Raw genomic sequence first — 17,088 nt, 5'->3', positions numbered from 1 at the left:
AAAATTCAATCAACATGAAAAAGTTATTTGTAATGCTTGCCCTTGCATGGGGCACCATGGGCGCCTTTGCCCAGACTGAAACCGACAGCGCAGCGGTAGTAAACAAAGGAATCACACCGGTCAAGGAAGTGTATCCCCAAAAAGAGGAAGACGGGGACCTCTATCACGGGCTGACCCGAAAACTCACTTTCGACCGGATGATACCGCCGTACGGTCTGGAAGTGACTTACGACAAGACCACGCATATCATCTTCCCGTCTTCGGTGCGTTATGTGGACCTCGGATCGCCGAACCTCATTGCAGGCAAGGCGGACGGTGCGGAAAATGTCATTCGTGTAAAGGCTACCGTAAAGAATTTCCGTGAGGAGACCAACATGTCCGTGATAACCGAAAGCGGAAGTTTCTATACATTCAATGTAAAGTATGCGGAAGAACCGTTGTTGCTGAACATCGAGATGAAGGATTTCATCCATGACGGAAGCGAAGTGAACCGTCCCAACAACGCCCTTGACATTTACCTGAAGGAACTCGGCAGCGAGTCTCCGAAACTGGTATATCTCATCTCGAAGTCCGTCCACAAGAACAACAAAGGGCACATCAAGCATATCGGGAGCAAGGCGTTCGGCATCCAGTACCTGCTGCGCGGTCTTTACACCCATAACGGGCTGCTGTACTTTCATACACAAATCAGGAACCGGTCCAACGTACCTTATGAAGTGGATTTCGTGACATTCAAGATTGTGGACAAGAAGGTGATGAAACGTACCGCCATCCAGGAACAGGTGATATTTCCTTTGCGTGCTTACGACTATGTAACAACTGTCGCAGGGAAAAAGGACGGGCGCACCGTCTTCGTCCTGGACAAATTCACCATTCCCTCGGACAAGGTGCTGGTGGTGGAAATGCATGAGAAAAGCGGTGGAAGGCACCAGACCTTCACCGTGGAAAGTGAAGATATCGTGAGAGCCAGAGTTATAAACGGACTTAAAGTAAAGTAGTCATGAAGAAGTATCTGTTCCTATTCGTTACAGCCGTGTCGCTTGCCCTGTTCCCGGGGCGGGCACATGCCCAGCGGTACCTGCCCGGGATGAAGGGCGTGGAACTGCGCGGAGGATTTGCGAACGGCTCGAAATCCCCCTTGAATCATTATGCCGGATTTGCCGTTTCAGGATATACCAAAAGAGCCGACCGTTGGGTCATAGGTACCGAGTATCTGATGAAGAATTACGGGTACCGGAACGTGAATGTGCCCTGCGCACAGTTCACGGCAGAAGGCGGCTATTACCTGAAATTCCTGTCGGACCCGACCAGGACGGTCTTTCTCTCCATCGGCGGTTCCGCACTGGCCGGCTATGAAACCGTGAATTGGGGAGACAGGATGCTGTATGACGGCTCAACGCTGCTCGCCAAGGATGCGTTTGTCTATGGCGGTGCGATAACCCTGGAACTTGAGACTTACCTGACAGACCGCATTGTCCTGCTTGCCAATATCCGGGAACGTGCCTTGTGGGGAAGTTCCCTGGATCTGTTTACAACCCAATTCGGATTGGGAATCAAATTCATTATCCATTAAAACTGTACATCTATGACTATAGAAGAGATAAAAGCTATCCCTATCGCCGCTTTTCTGGCAAGGATGGGATATGAACCGGCAAGAAGACGGGGTGACGAATACTGGTATCTGGCCCCGTACCGGGAGGAACGCACCGCCTCGTTCCAGGTGAATGTACGAAAGGAAATCTGGCATGACTTCGGCACCGGGCAGGGAGGTGACATATTCAATCTTGCCGGGGAGTTTATCGGCAGCGGGGATTTCAAGGCGCAGGCCAGGTTCATCACAGAGACATGGGGCGGCCTCGCCCCCGAGCACAAGACCGTTTCCCGCACTGATGGGAATAACAGGGAGGATCTCCTCAAGAAGGAGAGTTTCACGGATGTACGCTTCGGGCCTCTATACAACAGAGTCCTGCTCCGATATCTGGCGGAACGCGGCATTAGCAGCGATGTGGCTGTACCGAACTGTCGGGAAGTCAGATATACCTTGCACGGGAAACGGTATTTCGCCATCGGATTCAGGAATGTCAGCGATGGATACGAGTTGCGCAACCGGTTTTTCAAGGCCAGCCTGTCACCTAAGGACATTTCACTGATGGATAACGGTTCGGACACATGCAACCTCTTCGAGGGGTTTATCGACTGCCTTTCGTGGCTGGAACTCGGTCTGGGATATGGAGACGACTATCTTGTGTTGAACTCGGTGTCATCGCTGGAACGCTCGTTCCCTATTCTTGACAGGTACGAGAGGGTCAACTGTTATCTGGATCGGGATGAAGCCGGACGGCGCACGCTGGAGGCACTCCGCAAACGCTATGCGGATAAACTGGTGGATTGTTCCTCTTTGTATAAAGGCTACAAGGACCTGAATGAATACCTGCAACATAAGTTCCTGTAAGTGTCGAATAAAGTATAACGTATTAAAATCTGATAGAATATGAATGCAATGAATAAAAAAAGAGGATTGGCCGGAATGGTGGCAGTCCTGTTCCTGGGTCTGGCGGTTTTGCTGTTGTCCGCCTGTTCTGATGAAATGGAAGTACAGCAGTCTTATCCGTTCAAGGTGGAGAACATGCCTGTTCCCACACGTATAATAAAAGGCGAGACGGTGGAAATACGCTGTGAACTCAAACGTGAAGGACATTTTTCCGATGCCCGCTACACCATCCGCTATTTCCAGCCGGACGGCAAGGGTACGCTCCGCATGGATGACGGGATGGTGCTGCTGCCCAATGACCGCTATCCCCTTGACAGGGAGGTGTTCAGGTTATACTACACTTCTGAATGCGAAGATCAGCAGACAATTGACATCTATTTTGAGGACAACAGCGAACCGGCACAGCTTTACCAATTGACTTTTGACTTCAACAACGAGACGGAGGACGAGGATTCCGTCGTGACTGCGGATAGTAAGGAATTGCCGGTCACAATTGTCGGACACTAAGCCGGTCCTGCCTATGATGAAGTTAAAAGCAATATGGTTTGCGGTACTTTCCGCCACGGTCTTTTTTCCGGGTATGCCTTCAAGGGCGGAGAATCCGGTAAAGGCAAGTCCGGACAGGTTCAGTCTTGCGGTCGAGTGTGTCAAGCGATTCGAGGGCTGGCATGGAGAGAAAAAGCATTGGCCTTATGTCGGGTGGGGTCACAAGGTTCTTCCCGGGGAGAGGTTTACCAACAGCATCTCCAAAGCGCAGGGAGACTCCATTCTGAGGGAAGACCTCCGTAAGCTGTGCCGCATGTTCAGTTATCTGGGGCGTGATTCTTTATTGGCAGCAGTCCTTTCATATAATGTGGGACCCTACAGATTAAAAGGATATGGAAAAAGACCGAAAAGCCGTCTGTTAAAGAAGCTGGAGTCGGGAGACCGCAATATTTACAAGGAATATGTCTCTTTCAGGTGCTATAAAGGAAAAGTGGTTCCGAGCATCGAACGGAGAAGGAAGGTGGAATTCATGCTGCTTTTTGAAGAGTAAATGAAAAAGGGAGAATCTTTCAGTTGTTATCACTGTCAGGTTCTCCCTTATTTCTTTGGCTTGAGAAGCTTGCATGTCAGTTTATCGGAACGGCATCCTGTACTTCCACCTCTTCAGAGAGACGGGAAAGCAGGAGTTCCGCCATGGCTCCGTTCTGTGGAATAAGGGCCGGGAAGTCTGTCTTTCCAGGCTTATATATTTCAGTGGCCACGTTGTACAAATCCCATGCGGTAATCTGTCCCTTGCTCATGGCCAGTTTCAGCACCTCTTCCGTGAAGATGGAAATCTGGCTCTGGTTCAACGGGTAGGTTTCTACAGTGGATGACAGGTTTCTGTCCGAACTGTCATGGGAAACGCGCAAGGCTGTCAGCAAGCCGATGTACAGGTAGATTTCCTCCATCGGGATAATCCGGCGTTTCAACCGCTGAATCCTTGCAATGTCCTCGTTCATGTTCACCTCGAAATTGGCCAGCCAGCCGTCCACGGTTTCGAAGAGCTCATCGGTTGTCACCTTCTTTTTCCCGTAATTGCTGATGCTCCGCTGCGGTGAGAGGATGCACTGGTTATGGCATATCTTCACGCAGGGGCCTATGGCTGCCTGTATGCCGTCCTGGTGGTAGGCGACGACCAGTGTGGTTGTCAGCTCGTCCGTCTCCCAATCCCTGATCCGGATAGTAGCGAAAATACGGCGCAGGATATGGGCTTCCACGGCTTTTTCGCCATGTGTCTGTTCCACCTGCGGGAGGATGCTCACTCCCGGCTGTGTCTTGTTTCTGTTCTGGGCAGCGAAGATTTCTTCCACCTCATAATCGAGATTGTATTTCTCGCAGATGTCCATCATGCGCCGGATGACCTGGTAATGGTAGATGCCCTGCACCGGATTGTTGTAGATGTCATTTTCTTTATAGGTGCGTTGAAGTGTCTCGAAGTTCATCACTTCAATTCCGTTTTTCTGGAAGTCAAACTGCTGTTGTCTTTCCATTACTGTCAATGTCGTTTCCATATTGAATTGAATTTTATAAAGTTAATACTGTCGTTTGCCTCTCATCAGGTGTGTATCTGCCATCCATGGAACGGCTGTAGTGTCACGGCGAAAGAACGGTCCGGTATTCCGTGATAGAGCAGACCGCCCACGATGCCTGTCCTTCCGTCGGGATAGTGTTGGGTGAAGCCGAACGAGTATGGGGCATGGTCATAGTAGAGTGAAATTTCGCTGGGACAGTCAGGATTTTCCTCCCAGCTCTTCAACCGTTCCAGGCATTTCCGGAGTGAGGTGTCACCGATGGATTCGGCATAACGCTTAACATTCTCGAAATGTTCTTCATTCAGGATTTTCATGATTCATTGTATTTTATCTGTTAAACACGTCCGGCTCCGGGAGCCGGTATTTTTATTTCTCACCTGCCTGACTGTCCCGTGGCAGTACCCGCAAGGTTTGGCGAAAGAAAATACCGCAGCCGTCAGGCGAGGATGATTTTCTTTCAGCCAACCCCGCAAGGGGCCTGACCTTGACAGGGTACACCGGACACGGGACTACCTTTGCAGGGTGGGAAATAAAATACACGGTAGTGTGCTTTGCATGGTCTGTGGCGATTCTCTTCCTGATTTGTTCGCCATTGCCGGACAAAAGATGTATTTTTGCAATTCTAATTTCAGTTTTATGGAAAACTATATAAAGAAAGCGGCGGATGCTTTCCTTGTGGAGCGTCCGTACGGTATGCGTGTGGATTACAGGAAGAAAGGATTCGTGCTGTTTAACCGTAACCTCAATGTGTTGGGAAATGCGGAACAGACCCGTCTGGAAGAACTGCCTCTGGAGCGGTTCAATGTGGAGGAGATTCCGTTGGAGGGTGAAGTCGTGGAGGAACACGCAGGATTTACCGATGTATTCTTCTATACCGATCTGACCAATCCCTATGCCGGATATGTGCTGAATTTGCAAAAGCTTAAAGCCTATAACCGGTTGATGTTTCCGCTGGCAATGGCGCTGAACCGTGAATTGTGAGGCCGGAAGCCGGTAGCGGTAACAGCTGCATGGAGCAGACCTTTACCGCCCCGGATTTAATTATTTGCCCTCTTTTTCTGTAATGAACGCCAGATAGGCGGACACGGCCTTATGGCATCCGGTAAAGTCCGGAGTCCGGCAGCCCTTGATTTTCCGGGAACTGACGGTGCCGTTCCTGTCAATGCCCCTCACATGCCTGTTGAATGTCCCTTTGGTTCTGATATGGATGTCAAAACCGTCCCTTCCGGTGATTTCAAGGAACATTTCTCCCGTAATCCGTTCCCCGTCCAGGAATTTCCGTTTCTGTTCATTGAGTAGCCACTGATGTTGCTCTTCCTGCACTCTGCGCTCTTCCGCCTCTTTCTCCTTCTGCTCCCTGCGTTTCTGCTCCTGTATTCTTTTATACTCCTCACGGGCTTGCACCAGGGAAGTGGTGTCAAGTCCGAGAGCCTCGAACACGCGGACGGAGATCAAATTGACGAAGGCTCCTCTTTCCGCACTTTGAAGCGTATCCGCAATCCAGTTCCTGCAATAGGTGGCGGCTTCCTCTCTGCAACCTTCTCCCTTGAGAAACCGGCGTGAATACTGCCCGCTGGAAAAATAAACGTTTTCAATCCGGCAGACCACATGGAAACAGTCATCGTCTTCATTCCCGTCTTCGTTCTTTCTTGACAGGGAGAGATATACATTCTTCGCATACGGCTCCAGTTCCATATAAGAAGCCACGACGGTATTCCCGTCAGACTTGTACTTGAACACTTTTGCTTTCATTGTTACATTTTTTTTGATTGTCCGTTCATATAATCCGTAATTCTCATTTCCAGTTCATCGTATATCCGGTTGAACAGTTCCTGGTACTCTTCCAGAAAAGCCCCGTCCGTATCGCACATGTCTTCGAGTGTCTTTCCATTTGCACGGCACAGCTCCGTATCGGCCAGCTCACAGACAATCTCGCTGAGCATCGAGCGGTCCTTGTCTTCGGGAAGCAGCCCTCCTTTTTTCAGGAGGCAGTAGTTACGGATATTGATTCGCAAATACAGGTCCGCCTCTTTCCACCGTCCATCGGGAAAAAGAGAGAATGCCTGTTTCAGTCCGTCGGGCTGTCCGCCCCACCATTCGTTCAAATTGTTCGGTTCCATATTGATAAGTTTAATTGATTACTGTCTGTTTGGTTTGCCATTGCCGATGGGCGGTGATGTATTCCTGGCGTTCCTTCTCCAGTAACGCTTCTGCTTCGGGAGTGTAGCCGATAAAACGAATGTAACCGCCGTTATATCCGGTAAGCTTGCACCGAATACCGGCTTTCTCCAATTTGTCGATCCGTTTCTGAGCCAGTTTCGCGCTTGAATAATCCTTCGGCCAGAAATAATGCTCTCCGTGTGAGCCGTAATGGTCTTCTCCGAGTATCATTTCGCCGGAATGCCTCCTGTGTTCGATGAAATCAAAGCGGGCTGTGCCCAACGCCTGCCTGATGGCCTTATGTGCCGGACCTTCGGGATGCTTGAACACTTCCGGCTTGTCCTTCCCCTTGCAGTCAAGTTTCGGCAGTTCCACCTTGTAAGGCTTCCGGTAACTCCCTATAGCCAATGTCAGGTAGAAATTGGTATGGAAATAATCCGTCATCGCATCGCTGTCATCGAAGTTGTATGACATGACAAAGTCACAGACATTCAGCATCACCTCCTTGGCACGGTCTGTAAGATCGGGGTTCCGCTCTATGTTGTAGTGGTTGATATGATCCTGTACTTTGCCGGATTCCCTGGTGAACGCCTCAAAGTCCGCACTCATCAGTTTGATGTAAATGGAATTGTAGTTCTCCCGTCTGACGGAGAACTTATATCTCGGATAGGTTTCCTTTAGCCAGATTCTCACAAGTTCTACGATTTCAGGGGCATGTTGCCCTTTGTAGTTGCGACCTTTCCAACGGTATTCATTATACACGTACTCGGTATATTCCTTTGCCGTGGCACCCGGATAGTCATGTTCATACCCGGTTGATGCGGCAGAGACATCCGGTTTGTCTTTCCAGACTTCAAAGAGCCTTTCAAACTCGGTGTTCACCTGTTGCATGATGGCAGTGTCACCACCCTTGTCCGGGTGGTGCTGCAATGCCAGACGGCGGTATTCCTTCTTCAGGTCCGCCAATGAATGTATGTTATGAAAATAAGCCATAGCTATAGGTATTTATGCCCCTGCGAGGCGGTTGATAAAATATTCCTGGTTGTCAAGGTCAAGTCCGAGGTTGCTGCACGCCATTTCGATGTCATCTTCCCTCAGGTCGTCCGCCTCCTGCAACTCGCGCAGGTACCGGATTTCAGAATCCAAGTATTCCTGCGCTTCCATATGGCTGCAACTGCATGAGTTGCTAATCTGTTCAATGATGTTAATCTGCATATTATTCGTTTTTAGAATTATACCTGTTGTAAATTTCCCGTTTATGTTCGTAGTCCCGGCTGTTCCACCATTGGTCTGCCGCATCAATGAATGTCTGCGTGTTTTCGGAAGGCGGAGAGTCACAGACTTTCAACCCTGTGATTTGTTCCTTTGTTTCAAAACCGCACGACTCCCACCAGCCCTGCATCTTTTGTGTGAACTCCGCCTTAGTACAGAAAAAGACCTGAACGCCACATTCTTCGCACCATTTCCCATCGCACCACAGCCCGTTATTGTCATCATGCACATAGCTGATACGTTCATCCGTATTGGCGTTTATCCATGCTTGGATTTCCAACTGCCGTGAACCGCATTCTTTACAGACAAGGATGTCGGAATCGTCCGGCTCTTTTCTGAAAGCCCTGCCGTCATAGAGTGTAACGGCACGTTCCACGAGTAGTTTCTGGTTGTTTTCCGATAACTCGGCAAAGAACCGTTCCGCCGCGCCGAATATGGACTTGTCCGCCAATGCGGACCATTTATCCCAGAAGTGCCGGTACATATCTCCAAATACGACCTTGCATTCTTCCTTGCTCCAGGCGTTCCACATATAGTAGAAGAAGCTGGAGACAGCATTTTCCGCTTGATATTTCATTGTTCTTCAGCTTGTGGTTCTACTTTTTTGCTCTCTTCCAGTTGCTGCCATACAGCCTCATACATTCCGGAAAGCCAGTCGATGTTGCTGGCTCCGAGTTCGAACGGGCTGTAACATTCCACTTCATCACCGCTTTCTTTCTCTTCGGCAAGGACGGTCAGGCTGCTGTCCGTTACCCGGAGTCCTGTCACCCTGCATTCGTAGGGGTCTCCGTTCTTGCCAAACCATATCACCCAGACCGGGTCATAATCCTCTTCCGGAAACCGTATCGCGTTCATGGCATGGTCATGGAGCAACTGCCGTATCGCTTCGATGATGTCTTTTCGCAGTTCTTCGATCCTGTCTCCGAACACCGACATGGGGGATTTCCCGCCTCGCTGCCTTACGGAGAGAACCTGCAAGTCCGGATGACAACCGAACTTCCAGTCCGTCACTTCATCGTCATCCCGCGTTGTGTGGATGTTGCCGCCCAATACCAGACCGCAGTCTTCCGCCACCATGCTTTCCGCTTCTTCACGGTCTTCCGCCACCACTGTGTAAGTACCCTCGAAGATGTACCTTACTTTTACATCATATTTTCCCATAATCTTCTATGATTTGATTGTTGATCAGTTGATTTTATCAGGATACAATGCGAACCGCATCCCCGAAAAAGGAGTCGTCCACCCCATATACATGCCGGACCGAACAGTCATATTTGGAACGTTCGTCATCCAGCCGGAAGCGGAAACCATGATAGTCCTTGACTTCCAATTTCAGCTTTACGTCCCGTTTCAGTTCCATTTCAAGCAGGCTTCCACCACCATACGTCGAACTGAAAAGTCCGCAACAGTTGCCTTTGGGGATAATGACCTCTTTCAATGAAAAGTCGGCTTCATACAGCTCTTTCAGGCTTACCCTGCCGATGTAAGTCAGCAGGTTCGCCCCGCAGCAGGAATTGATAAGTTCCTCGTAGAATTGTTCGTAGGAAACCTGCTCCTTGCCGTTCCGGTTCTTACGGTTCGGGAAACGCCCGTAAGCCCTGTAGCCGTGTTCTGTCAGAATTTTCTTTACCCTCGCCGGATTGAGGTTAAGGCTGTCCACCATGTCCCCGAAGTAGGATTCCTCGTACCTGTAACCGCCTTGCGATTCAAACCGGTTGGAATTGATGCAGTCATAGTTGGAAAGCATTTCCACACGGATGGGGATGTCATCCGTATGCCTTACCAATTCCTTCACCACGTCCGAATCGTTGCGGCTGTAAATCTCGTCACGGATTTCATCTTCGTATTCATCGAAGAAGTCATCGACCGCTTCCCCGTCAAAGTCATGGAATACGGCACATTCCTCTTTCAGTTTCGCAATAATCTCACGGACAGCTTCCCATTCGGCATCGCTGTACCACTCGTCTGCCTTTTCCCACAAATGTTCGCGGCTCTTGCTGTCAAGGCATTTTTGAATCAGTCCGCAATGATTGTCAAGGTTGTCATTGTAGTCCGTCCATATTAGTGTATAGGCCGGTTCCATCAGGGATTTGATGAAATCCAATGTCAATGTTTTCTGTTCATCCATTTCTGTTACCTGTGTACGGCAGGATTCCTTTTCCCGTACATACCGTTATAAATGACGGAAGCGGCCTTCAAGCCGCCTCCGTGTTGTTTCCTAACCATACAGTTCCTTCACGATCTTGTCATATATTTCCTTTGCCATTTCCGTATTCCGGTTGAAGTGGAAATAAGCCGTGTATCTGTATCCTGTTCTTGGCACTCCTCCGCACTGCTGTATTGCCCTGTCTATCTCCCAGTCGATATCACCTATGCCAAGAGATATGCTTGTGCCATGCAGCATACACCGTGCGAGTTTCAATGCGGAATCTGTCTTGTCTTCCTTGCGCAACCGGTCGAAAGCCATCAGCGCGATTTGTCTGTTTGAAATCTTTATCTCTTCCATATATTTTGCATCTGTTTGGGTCAGACAATCCCGGTAAGTTGCCTGAATCGCGCAACTATTTCATTGCATTTGCTTTGGGCAAGTTCCTCATATTTTTTGCAAATGGCACAGTATGCCTTCCAAGGTTGGCCTCTAAGCTCGTGCTCGTATGAGGACCTGACCAATTCCGGATATTCTTCAAAAAGTGTCTTGAATGCTTTACGCCATTTGCGCCCTTGCCACAATCCGTTTGCTATCAATGTTATGAATTCAAACATCTGTTCGTCTGTTTTCACATCCAATGCATAAAAATGGTCTGTTGTCGGCCACACGTTGTTGGAATGCTGCCAAGTTTCTATCTGCTTGGTTTTGGCATTGTATGCCATTCTTGTAATTACCTGGTGACTCATATTGATATGTTTTTAGTTCATTACCGTATTGTCTCTTTTCCTGTCACGGCTTGCCAGCATCCCGAAATGGATGCTGAATATGCGCCGGCTGAAGCAGAGCGGCGAGTTGTATTCCACCCGTTGCCACAGGGTAAAGTGGTTGTCGGAGAATGACCATCTGAAATATCCTGACAACGAGCCGAATAGCGGATTGGCATTCCTGTTTATCAGGAACCTGTTCACATCCACGATGTGCCCTGCCGTCAGGAGAATGTTCAGTATCTCCACAAACGCCATTTGCGAATAGGGGTCAACCGGCATTACCGGTCCTTTGAAGTTGATTTCCATCTTGTATATGTTTATATGCTTTAATCGTAATTGTCATCGAATACCTCGAAACGGGGAATACCCGTGTCGAAATAGTTGCTTGATATGCCCGGACAGTACAGCAGGCTGTCATCCCCGCTGTCCGGGCAAGGCTCATCGTCGATATAGGCCGCATTTCCATAAAGTTCGATATAGTGCGCCACCAGCAGGTGCGGGTCTTCCGTACTGATGTCATGCCCGTAACGGTCACACCAGTCGAAGAAGCAATCCTTGTCGGGTTCCTCCAGCTGTTCCATCGCCTCCCTTATCTCGAAGAAGTTGGGACACAGCCATTCCCGGTTGATGAGCAGGTCCGGGATTTCCTCCCATTTCGTGTACCTGTATTCCGGAGTTTCCTCTTCGGGGAACAGTTCGGAGCAGGTGCACAGGAATTCCCCCATGTCGCCGAAGTCGGACATTTGCAGCAGGTTGTCTTTTTCCTGCCCCATGTCTATGAGATGCTGCGTGGTCACTGCCACTTCTGCCTGATTCAAGTCCATGATATTCTTCATTATAGTTTATGATTCGGAACCGGGGATTTCATTCCACAGGCTCCAAAAGGTCCGCACCCCGGCAGTGCAGGGTTTTTCGGGAAAATACCGGAGCCTCCGGCGAGGATGATTTTCCCGAAAACCGCTTGCGGCATGACCTTGCCCTGCCGGTAAGGGGGCGGGCTACCTTTGCCTGTGGAATGGAATCTGCGGTTTCTCATTTGTTTTTCCATTTTTCAGTTCATGATGCGCTGGCTTCCCCAGCTGATATGTATTTTCCCTTCGCTGTCACGCTCCCTGACCAGCAGGCTCTCGATGACGGACATGGTGACGTCGAACTCCTCGAAGATTTCCGACTGTTCCTTTACTTCGCCCGTCTTGATGAACTCGTTCAGCCGCTCTTTGGTAAGCACCAGCGCCATCAGGTTCTGCTCCACGGAGTCCTTGTAGGTGACATAATGCACGTCCTTCAGCTCTTTGGAGTCGAGACGGATGAAACGGAAGTAGAACTGCTCCATCTTCGGGATGTTCCATTGCAGGGATTCAAGTATCACGTCGTTGCAGGTGGGTATGTTCACCGAACTGCTCAGGCTCTGCTGCGTGCATACCAGTATGCCGTTGATGGTGGAATCGAACTCCGTCACGATGCTTTGCCGTTTCTTGAACGCCACGTCGCCCTTGACCACAAATACGGGACGGTCAGGAAAACATTCGCGGAGACGGCTCTCGTAAAGGTCGAATGCGGCTATGGACGTGCAGCCGACAGCCACTTTGCCGGGTATCTTCCGTACCAGCCTTTCGATGTACCTTGTCTTGTTCGGAATCCCGTCTCCGGAATAGCCCTCTATCAGGTGTGGGACGGAGCAGGCCTTGATGAGCAGCTTGATCTGGCGCATAAGCCGGAGTCCGGCATCCTTCTTTGCATCCCCCGTGCTGTTGTAATACAGTTCGCAGATGCGGCAGAACTCCTCGATGATGACACGGTAAACCTCACGCTCGCTGTCGGACGGGCTGACGGTATGTGTCCGTATCTTGTATTTTTCTCCTGCAAAGTCCCTGAACTTGCGTGTAATGACGGTCTTCCCGATAAGGCCGGCCAGCTCCTCCTTGTTATAGACATCCTGGTTCTGCTTCTCAATGCCGAACACGGTGGATTTCCCCGGACAGTGGCAGGCACGGAAAAGCACATGCCCCCTGAAAGCGGGGAACGGCTCACCATAGTGCGGATTGTTATCTTCCTCTATCTCCTTGTCCCTGTTCTCGTGGTACACCCGACTGCTCCAACAGACCATGTTTATGGAATTGTTATACAACAGCTCAAACTGGCTGTACAGTTCGGCGATGTTGTTGCGTGTGGTCGTACCGGTGTCGAGTATCTTGTATTTGAGGCGGCGGAAGAGACCGAGGATATGCCTTGTACGTTGTGACGACGGGTTGGTTATCTCGTCCGACTCGTCGAAAACAAGGCACAGTTTTCTTGAACTGCGTTTGACGAACCTTGCCATGCCCCGTTTCAGCTTGCCGAGCATGGAGGTGGATAGGACGATGAACACGTCTTCCGGCACAGTTTCCAGGTCGGCATTGTTCCTTGCCACCCGGAACTGTTCCCTGTTTATCGAGAGGAAGGGTATCCATGTCATATTGGTGGCGATGGCAGGAGCCAGTATGATGACATTCCGTACTTTGCGGAATTTGAGCAGGTATTTGGCACGATGGTACACGGCGGCAGTCTTGCCAGAGCCTTGCTGCCAGTTCAGCAGCGCGTGGCGTTTCTGCAAGACAAGGTTCAGGTCGTGTTTCTGGAGCGTGGTAAACTCGCAGGTCTCGCCGTCCTTGTTGATGAATGCACACCGGTCCAGGTATTCTTTCAGCCTGTCATCTTCTTCCATTTCCGGGAACAGCCGGTTCTGCATTTCGTACTCTCTCCGCTTGCGTCGGATCAGTTTCTCCGCCGCACGGATTTGACGCATGTTCTTTTCTGTCGGCACTTCCGGTATGGGCAGTTCAGTACGTTCCAGCACGAGGTCGTTGATACTTGCCGCCTTGTGCGGAACTTTGTCAAGGAGTCGCGGAGCATATTGTTTCAGTTTGAAGCCGTATGAGGTCTTCACCAATGCCACTTCCTTGCGAGGTACGGTATTTTGCGAGGTGATGTACCTGCGGATGACGGCAAGCACTTTCTTCGGGGTCAGTTTGTTCTTCTCCCATTGCTCCACCTGCTCCCGCGTGGCGTTCTCAGGCGGTTTCTGGTTACGGAACTTCGTGACCAACGCTTCCGCCTTGTCTATATGTTTGTTCAACTTGGCGTGCGCCTTCAGCTCGTACATGTACTTGGCAAGTTTGTACTCGAACAGCTCAAGTTCTTCCTTGTCGATCCGGTTGGTTTCGCGCATCAGGTCGAAACGCAACCGGTGTTTCATCGCCCTGGCCTCGCCGATGCGCTTTTTCAGCTCGTCCGCCGTTATGAATTCTTCCGCGTTGTAAGCCTGCATCTTGATGTGGCCCGATTTACGGAGAAATACCATGATTTTCGTATTGAAGTCATGGACTCCGACTGCGGCAAAGGCTGACGGGCCCAACTTCGTCTGACCGACAAATGAGAATCTGCCGTTTATACCGGCTATCCGTGTCTTCTCCCAGAACCCGCTCTGCATGAAGGAACAGGGCACGATGACCATCAGGATTCCTGCCGGATTGAGCACATCGTAAGCCTTGTCCATATAGTATTCCTGCGACAGTTTGTAGTCGAACTTCAAGTTAAAAGGAGGATTGCCGATGATAACATCGAAACGTTGTTCCGGATAGTATTGCCGGATGTCGCATTTCTCGATATGGGCTTCCGGGTAGAGGTATCGTGCGACAGACACGGCCTTGCCGTCTATGTCGAAGCCGTAGGCATTATGCGGGTTGGGCAGATGGTTGAAGAAATTGCCCATACCGCAACACATGTCAAGAACCATTTCGGATGAGACAGGACACAGCATATCCACCATGTCCCGGCATATTTCATGCGGGGTGAAGAACTGTCCCATCTCGAACTCCTTCTTCGCTTCGGCATACTCGTGGTAGCTGGCAAAGTCGGACTGTTTGAGGTTGTGCAGCCCTCCGATACCGGTATAGCAGTTGTAGATGCTCTCCGCCGGAATGAGGTCCTTGCCGGAGTCTATGGCGAAAAGTATCTTCTCGTTGACTTCGGCACGCATACCTTGCGGTATCTGTTGGGGGATGATGGCATACATGACTTTATCTGTTTATCGTTAAAAATGAAAACACCCCGCAAGGATTGCCTTACGGGGTGCTGTGTAAATCTTATCATGGTCAGTTTTCTCTTAGGGTGATTTCATCCAGATGCAGACGCTTGAAACAACTTTCGGCTGCCGCACTGTCCTTGAACCGGACATCGATACGTCCGTTCTTGTAGAATCGGATTTGCTCGGCATTGGTGGTCGTAAGGTCGTACCAGTCTGTGACAGAAATGTCGTTGTCATCAAAACGGATAATCATCTTTGAATTTCCATTCAGTATGTCATCCGCACCGTAGGCAATGCCGGCACACAGGGTTTCCAGTTCTCCGCCGTAGTTGTAGGAGATTCTGTTCCTTTGGTTGTATTGCATGGAAAAATCGTCGAAACGGATGATTTCGGGAAAGATTATCTTGTCCTTCTTCAACTCCGTCTTGACTTTGCTCCAGTATGCCGGTCTGACAACTTTGCTCAGGCGTGCGAGCAGTTCTTCCACGGCCGTTTCCCGGAAACTCTTGCCGCCCAAGTGTTCGATGACTACATCTACATATGTGTCATAAACAGGACGGAAGCCCATCGGAAGTTTTTTTTCGTCTATTTTATACTCAGGAACCGACACTTTGTAAGTCCTGTTGAAATAAGAAATGATGCGGTTCGCAAAATTCGCGTTGGCGTTTCGGTTCTTATCCACCAGATCGTTAATCAGATCAAACGGTTTGAACTCGTTGTGTGAATAGTCTTCCCTGTCGTTATGGTAAGTGTAGAAATCACGCATGGAAACCTTGCCGTTTTCTTCGTAATGGAACTTACGTTCGGCTTGGTATTGTTCGGCTTCTTCCTTGAAGACGGCGTACCAGCGGTCAATCTGGTCGAGTGTCTTGTAAAGCAGGTTTTGCTGCGTCTGGCAATAGACACGGTCCTGTTCCGTAATCTTGTCCTCGTTTCTCACTTGTACGCTCAGAATGCCTTGAAGCAGGTCGGGAGCGTTGCCGGCCTTGGGTGCTGTTGTCGTTTGCATATCTGTTAGGGTTAAATGTTAAAAATTATCCGGTTTAATCCGGTAGAAATAAGTGATGTGCTTTTCCATGTCCTTGACTATCTTGACCTGCTCGGGATGGAAGTTGAGCCTCCTCGTTTCGATCGGGGCATTAAACGTTTCCCATTCGGCGGAAGGTAAGAACACATATTCCCGACGGAAACACCATAACACGATTTGATTATCCCAATTTCCCTTGAACACCGTTCCTTCGTAGTCCTTCAGGAACTGCCGGAACTCGGCTTCGTCCCGAAAAGCGATGTCAAAGCCTTGATAGAGATTGCCGTTTTCCGATTCCTCCCTTTTGTGTAGGTAGAACTTCCGGTAGGTCTCGGTCGTGAAATCTCCATACCTGGGATTGGGTTCGGCATAAAACCATAACGGTACCTTAGCCAGAAATGACACCGAACCGTTGGCGCAAGCACCGCAATGCCCCCAGTCCTTGAACACCCCTTCCGTCCATTTCAGGAATTTCAGTTCCTCCGGATTCACGGAATGGAATGCGCCTCCGCTGACACTCAGACGGATATTGCCGTCCTCTTCCCACACGAAAGGCACATACGGCTGTTCGCATACGGAAAGATATCCTTCTTTTGCACTCCTGCTGTCAATAAGGGCGTTTCCGTAATAATCCCCGTGTTCGGTTACATATACCAGCCTGTCGCCGATTTGAGGTGTAATTTCGGAGCGTGTCCGCTCAATGAGTTCAACATAATTGTTGGCCATATCCACATCTTTCTGTGTCAGCCAATGCTGGTGGTCGTATGAAACATTCCGCTCTCTGAGTGTTTCGATACTGTACTTTTCTTTTGTTACCTGCTGTGACATAACAATTTATTTTTAGTGATCCGGCTTTTCGGGGCCGGAGTTCCCGTAACTACAGGCCATAAAAGGTCGTGTCCCGTACATGCAAGGTTGGCGGGAAAAATACCGCAAGCCCTCCGGGCGAGGATGATTTTTCCACGACACCCGGAGGGCTTGACCTTGCTTGTACGAGCAGGACACGGGTTACCTTTGCCTGTGAGTTACGGGGATTCGGCTACGGTATGGCTGTCATGTCCGCTGTATATGTTTCTTGAAATGACCGTGATATTTT

Annotated in this window: 23 protein-coding genes; 6 read left to right on the top strand and 17 right to left on the bottom strand. The window is 49.8% G+C overall.

Translation table 11 applies throughout. The annotated features are described in order from the left end of the window. Positions 1 to 14: 14 nt before the first annotated feature. From traN to DWY57_RS09575, 5 genes are read left to right on the top strand one after another with little or no spacing between them, the layout of a single operon-like run. Entirely contained in the window at positions 15 to 998 is a 984-nt protein-coding gene (gene traN / locus DWY57_RS09595; protein ID WP_117589876.1) for a conjugative transposon protein TraN, read from the top strand. Between the two features lie 2 nt (positions 999 to 1,000). Continuing rightward, positions 1,001 to 1,573, top strand: coding sequence for a conjugal transfer protein TraO (locus DWY57_RS09590; protein WP_005644336.1), 573 nt, complete (start codon positions 1,001 to 1,003; stop codon positions 1,571 to 1,573). A gap of 12 nt (positions 1,574 to 1,585) precedes the next feature. Further along, on the top strand, positions 1,586 to 2,452 hold the full coding sequence (locus DWY57_RS09585; protein WP_117589877.1) for a toprim domain-containing protein: 867 nt from the start codon (positions 1,586 to 1,588) through the stop codon (positions 2,450 to 2,452). 39 nt (positions 2,453 to 2,491) lie between these two features. Further along, positions 2,492 to 2,998 (top strand): DUF3872 domain-containing protein, encoded by a 507-nt coding sequence (locus tag DWY57_RS09580; RefSeq protein WP_005644341.1) that lies wholly within the window; start codon positions 2,492 to 2,494, stop codon positions 2,996 to 2,998. A 13-nt stretch (positions 2,999 to 3,011) separates the two neighbouring features. Next, on the top strand, positions 3,012 to 3,527 hold the full coding sequence (locus DWY57_RS09575; protein WP_008779475.1) for a lysozyme: 516 nt from the start codon (positions 3,012 to 3,014) through the stop codon (positions 3,525 to 3,527). Positions 3,528 to 3,603: 76 nt separating this feature from the next. Here the strand turns inward: DWY57_RS09575 and DWY57_RS09570 are convergent, their stop codons facing one another. Both DWY57_RS09570 and DWY57_RS09565 read right to left on the bottom strand, forming a co-directional pair. Further along, positions 3,604 to 4,530, bottom strand: coding sequence for a hypothetical protein (locus DWY57_RS09570; protein WP_008777839.1), 927 nt, complete (start codon positions 4,528 to 4,530; stop codon positions 3,604 to 3,606). A 44-nt stretch (positions 4,531 to 4,574) separates the two neighbouring features. Beyond that, a complete protein-coding gene (locus DWY57_RS09565) occupies positions 4,575 to 4,865 on the bottom strand; it encodes a DUF4120 family protein (protein ID WP_005647125.1) in 291 nt (96 codons plus the stop codon). 322 nt (positions 4,866 to 5,187) lie between these two features. Between DWY57_RS09565 and DWY57_RS09560 the strand changes: the two genes are divergently transcribed. Then, positions 5,188 to 5,532, top strand: coding sequence for a hypothetical protein (locus DWY57_RS09560; RefSeq protein ID WP_005647127.1), 345 nt, complete (start codon positions 5,188 to 5,190; stop codon positions 5,530 to 5,532). A gap of 60 nt (positions 5,533 to 5,592) precedes the next feature. On the opposite strand, the gene DWY57_RS09555 is transcribed toward DWY57_RS09560, so the two are convergent. The 15 genes from DWY57_RS09555 to DWY57_RS09485 all read right to left on the bottom strand — a co-directional run bounded on the left by DWY57_RS09555 (position 5,593) and on the right by DWY57_RS09485 (position 16,820). Then, positions 5,593 to 6,303 carry a hypothetical protein gene (locus tag DWY57_RS09555; protein ID WP_117689223.1) on the bottom strand — a complete coding sequence of 237 codons (711 nt, stop codon included), beginning with the start codon at positions 6,301 to 6,303 and terminating at the stop codon, positions 5,593 to 5,595. 2 nt (positions 6,304 to 6,305) lie between these two features. Further along, a complete protein-coding gene (locus DWY57_RS09550) occupies positions 6,306 to 6,671 on the bottom strand; it encodes a hypothetical protein (protein WP_005647131.1) in 366 nt (121 codons plus the stop codon). Between the two features lie 10 nt (positions 6,672 to 6,681). Beyond that, a complete protein-coding gene (locus DWY57_RS09545; protein WP_005647133.1) occupies positions 6,682 to 7,704 on the bottom strand; it encodes an LPD29 domain-containing protein in 1,023 nt (340 codons plus the stop codon). Positions 7,705 to 7,716: 12 nt separating this feature from the next. Then, the gene (locus DWY57_RS09540) at positions 7,717 to 7,926 is read right to left on the bottom strand and encodes a hypothetical protein (protein ID WP_005647134.1); all 210 of its coding nucleotides are present in this window, start codon (positions 7,924 to 7,926) and stop codon (positions 7,717 to 7,719) included. Between the two features lies 1 nt (position 7,927). Further along, positions 7,928 to 8,560 carry a hypothetical protein gene (locus DWY57_RS09535; RefSeq protein ID WP_005647136.1) on the bottom strand — a complete coding sequence of 211 codons (633 nt, stop codon included), beginning with the start codon at positions 8,558 to 8,560 and terminating at the stop codon, positions 7,928 to 7,930. Next, complete coding sequence (locus tag DWY57_RS09530) at positions 8,557 to 9,144, bottom strand: hypothetical protein (RefSeq protein ID WP_005647137.1); 588 nt, start codon at positions 9,142 to 9,144, stop codon at positions 8,557 to 8,559. Before DWY57_RS09530 ends, DWY57_RS09535 begins: the two co-directional genes overlap by 4 nt. Before the next feature lie 37 nt (positions 9,145 to 9,181). Beyond that, complete coding sequence (locus DWY57_RS09525) at positions 9,182 to 10,111, bottom strand: hypothetical protein (RefSeq protein WP_005647139.1); 930 nt, start codon at positions 10,109 to 10,111, stop codon at positions 9,182 to 9,184. A 90-nt stretch (positions 10,112 to 10,201) separates the two neighbouring features. Next, complete coding sequence (locus DWY57_RS09520) at positions 10,202 to 10,489, bottom strand: hypothetical protein (protein ID WP_005647140.1); 288 nt, start codon at positions 10,487 to 10,489, stop codon at positions 10,202 to 10,204. Between the two features lie 20 nt (positions 10,490 to 10,509). Continuing rightward, complete coding sequence (locus tag DWY57_RS09515; RefSeq protein ID WP_005647142.1) at positions 10,510 to 10,878, bottom strand: hypothetical protein; 369 nt, start codon at positions 10,876 to 10,878, stop codon at positions 10,510 to 10,512. 12 nt (positions 10,879 to 10,890) lie between these two features. Further along, a complete protein-coding gene (locus DWY57_RS09510; protein WP_005647143.1) occupies positions 10,891 to 11,205 on the bottom strand; it encodes a hypothetical protein in 315 nt (104 codons plus the stop codon). Between the two features lie 20 nt (positions 11,206 to 11,225). After that, complete coding sequence (locus DWY57_RS09505; protein ID WP_005647144.1) at positions 11,226 to 11,723, bottom strand: hypothetical protein; 498 nt, start codon at positions 11,721 to 11,723, stop codon at positions 11,226 to 11,228. An 11-nt stretch (positions 11,724 to 11,734) separates the two neighbouring features. Next, positions 11,735 to 11,935: a hypothetical protein gene (locus DWY57_RS09500; protein ID WP_034530148.1), complete on the bottom strand. Its 201-nt coding sequence runs from the start codon at positions 11,933 to 11,935 to the stop codon at positions 11,735 to 11,737. Between the two features lie 15 nt (positions 11,936 to 11,950). Then, positions 11,951 to 14,953 carry an N-6 DNA methylase gene (locus tag DWY57_RS09495; protein WP_117616066.1) on the bottom strand — a complete coding sequence of 1,001 codons (3,003 nt, stop codon included), beginning with the start codon at positions 14,951 to 14,953 and terminating at the stop codon, positions 11,951 to 11,953. Positions 14,954 to 15,032: 79 nt separating this feature from the next. After that, the gene (locus DWY57_RS09490) at positions 15,033 to 15,974 is read right to left on the bottom strand and encodes a hypothetical protein (protein WP_008777842.1); all 942 of its coding nucleotides are present in this window, start codon (positions 15,972 to 15,974) and stop codon (positions 15,033 to 15,035) included. Between the two features lie 18 nt (positions 15,975 to 15,992). Next, entirely contained in the window at positions 15,993 to 16,820 is an 828-nt protein-coding gene (locus DWY57_RS09485) for a DUF4121 family protein (RefSeq protein WP_005647149.1), read from the bottom strand. Positions 16,821 to 17,088: the final 268 nt, after the last annotated feature.

It is taken from the genome of Bacteroides sp. AF25-5LB, from assembly GCF_003602965.1.
In the GTDB taxonomy this organism is placed as follows: Bacteria; Bacteroidota; Bacteroidia; order Bacteroidales; family Bacteroidaceae; genus Bacteroides; species Bacteroides uniformis.
Note: the sequence above shows the minus strand (reverse complement) of the source record. Positions and strands in the feature narration are given on the sequence as shown.

Bases quoted from the DNA above. Each gene is read 5' to 3' on its own strand.
- traN (WP_117589876.1), top strand. From the start codon at position 15: ATGAAAAAGTTATTTGTAATGCTTGCCCTTGCATGGGGCACCATGGGC.
- DWY57_RS09590 (WP_005644336.1), top strand. From the start codon at position 1,001: ATGAAGAAGTATCTGTTCCTATTCGTTACAGCCGTGTCGCTTGCCCTG.
- DWY57_RS09585 (WP_117589877.1), top strand. From the start codon at position 1,586: ATGACTATAGAAGAGATAAAAGCTATCCCTATCGCCGCTTTTCTGGCA.
- DWY57_RS09580 (WP_005644341.1), top strand. From the start codon at position 2,492: ATGAATGCAATGAATAAAAAAAGAGGATTGGCCGGAATGGTGGCAGTC.
- DWY57_RS09575 (WP_008779475.1), top strand. From the start codon at position 3,012: ATGATGAAGTTAAAAGCAATATGGTTTGCGGTACTTTCCGCCACGGTC.
- DWY57_RS09570 (WP_008777839.1), bottom strand. From the start codon at position 4,530: ATGGAAACGACATTGACAGTAATGGAAAGACAACAGCAGTTTGACTTC.
- DWY57_RS09565 (WP_005647125.1), bottom strand. From the start codon at position 4,865: ATGAAAATCCTGAATGAAGAACATTTCGAGAATGTTAAGCGTTATGCC.
- DWY57_RS09560 (WP_005647127.1), top strand. From the start codon at position 5,188: ATGGAAAACTATATAAAGAAAGCGGCGGATGCTTTCCTTGTGGAGCGT.
- DWY57_RS09555 (WP_117689223.1), bottom strand. From the start codon at position 6,303: ATGAAAGCAAAAGTGTTCAAGTACAAGTCTGACGGGAATACCGTCGTG.
- DWY57_RS09550 (WP_005647131.1), bottom strand. From the start codon at position 6,671: ATGGAACCGAACAATTTGAACGAATGGTGGGGCGGACAGCCCGACGGA.
- DWY57_RS09545 (WP_005647133.1), bottom strand. From the start codon at position 7,704: ATGGCTTATTTTCATAACATACATTCATTGGCGGACCTGAAGAAGGAA.
- DWY57_RS09540 (WP_005647134.1), bottom strand. From the start codon at position 7,926: ATGCAGATTAACATCATTGAACAGATTAGCAACTCATGCAGTTGCAGC.
- DWY57_RS09535 (WP_005647136.1), bottom strand. From the start codon at position 8,560: ATGAAATATCAAGCGGAAAATGCTGTCTCCAGCTTCTTCTACTATATG.
- DWY57_RS09530 (WP_005647137.1), bottom strand. From the start codon at position 9,144: ATGGGAAAATATGATGTAAAAGTAAGGTACATCTTCGAGGGTACTTAC.
- DWY57_RS09525 (WP_005647139.1), bottom strand. From the start codon at position 10,111: ATGGATGAACAGAAAACATTGACATTGGATTTCATCAAATCCCTGATG.
- DWY57_RS09520 (WP_005647140.1), bottom strand. From the start codon at position 10,489: ATGGAAGAGATAAAGATTTCAAACAGACAAATCGCGCTGATGGCTTTC.
- DWY57_RS09515 (WP_005647142.1), bottom strand. From the start codon at position 10,878: ATGAGTCACCAGGTAATTACAAGAATGGCATACAATGCCAAAACCAAG.
- DWY57_RS09510 (WP_005647143.1), bottom strand. From the start codon at position 11,205: ATGGAAATCAACTTCAAAGGACCGGTAATGCCGGTTGACCCCTATTCG.
- DWY57_RS09505 (WP_005647144.1), bottom strand. From the start codon at position 11,723: ATGGACTTGAATCAGGCAGAAGTGGCAGTGACCACGCAGCATCTCATA.
- DWY57_RS09500 (WP_034530148.1), bottom strand. From the start codon at position 11,935: ATGAGAAACCGCAGATTCCATTCCACAGGCAAAGGTAGCCCGCCCCCT.
- DWY57_RS09495 (WP_117616066.1), bottom strand. From the start codon at position 14,953: ATGTATGCCATCATCCCCCAACAGATACCGCAAGGTATGCGTGCCGAA.
- DWY57_RS09490 (WP_008777842.1), bottom strand. From the start codon at position 15,974: ATGCAAACGACAACAGCACCCAAGGCCGGCAACGCTCCCGACCTGCTT.
- DWY57_RS09485 (WP_005647149.1), bottom strand. From the start codon at position 16,820: ATGTCACAGCAGGTAACAAAAGAAAAGTACAGTATCGAAACACTCAGA.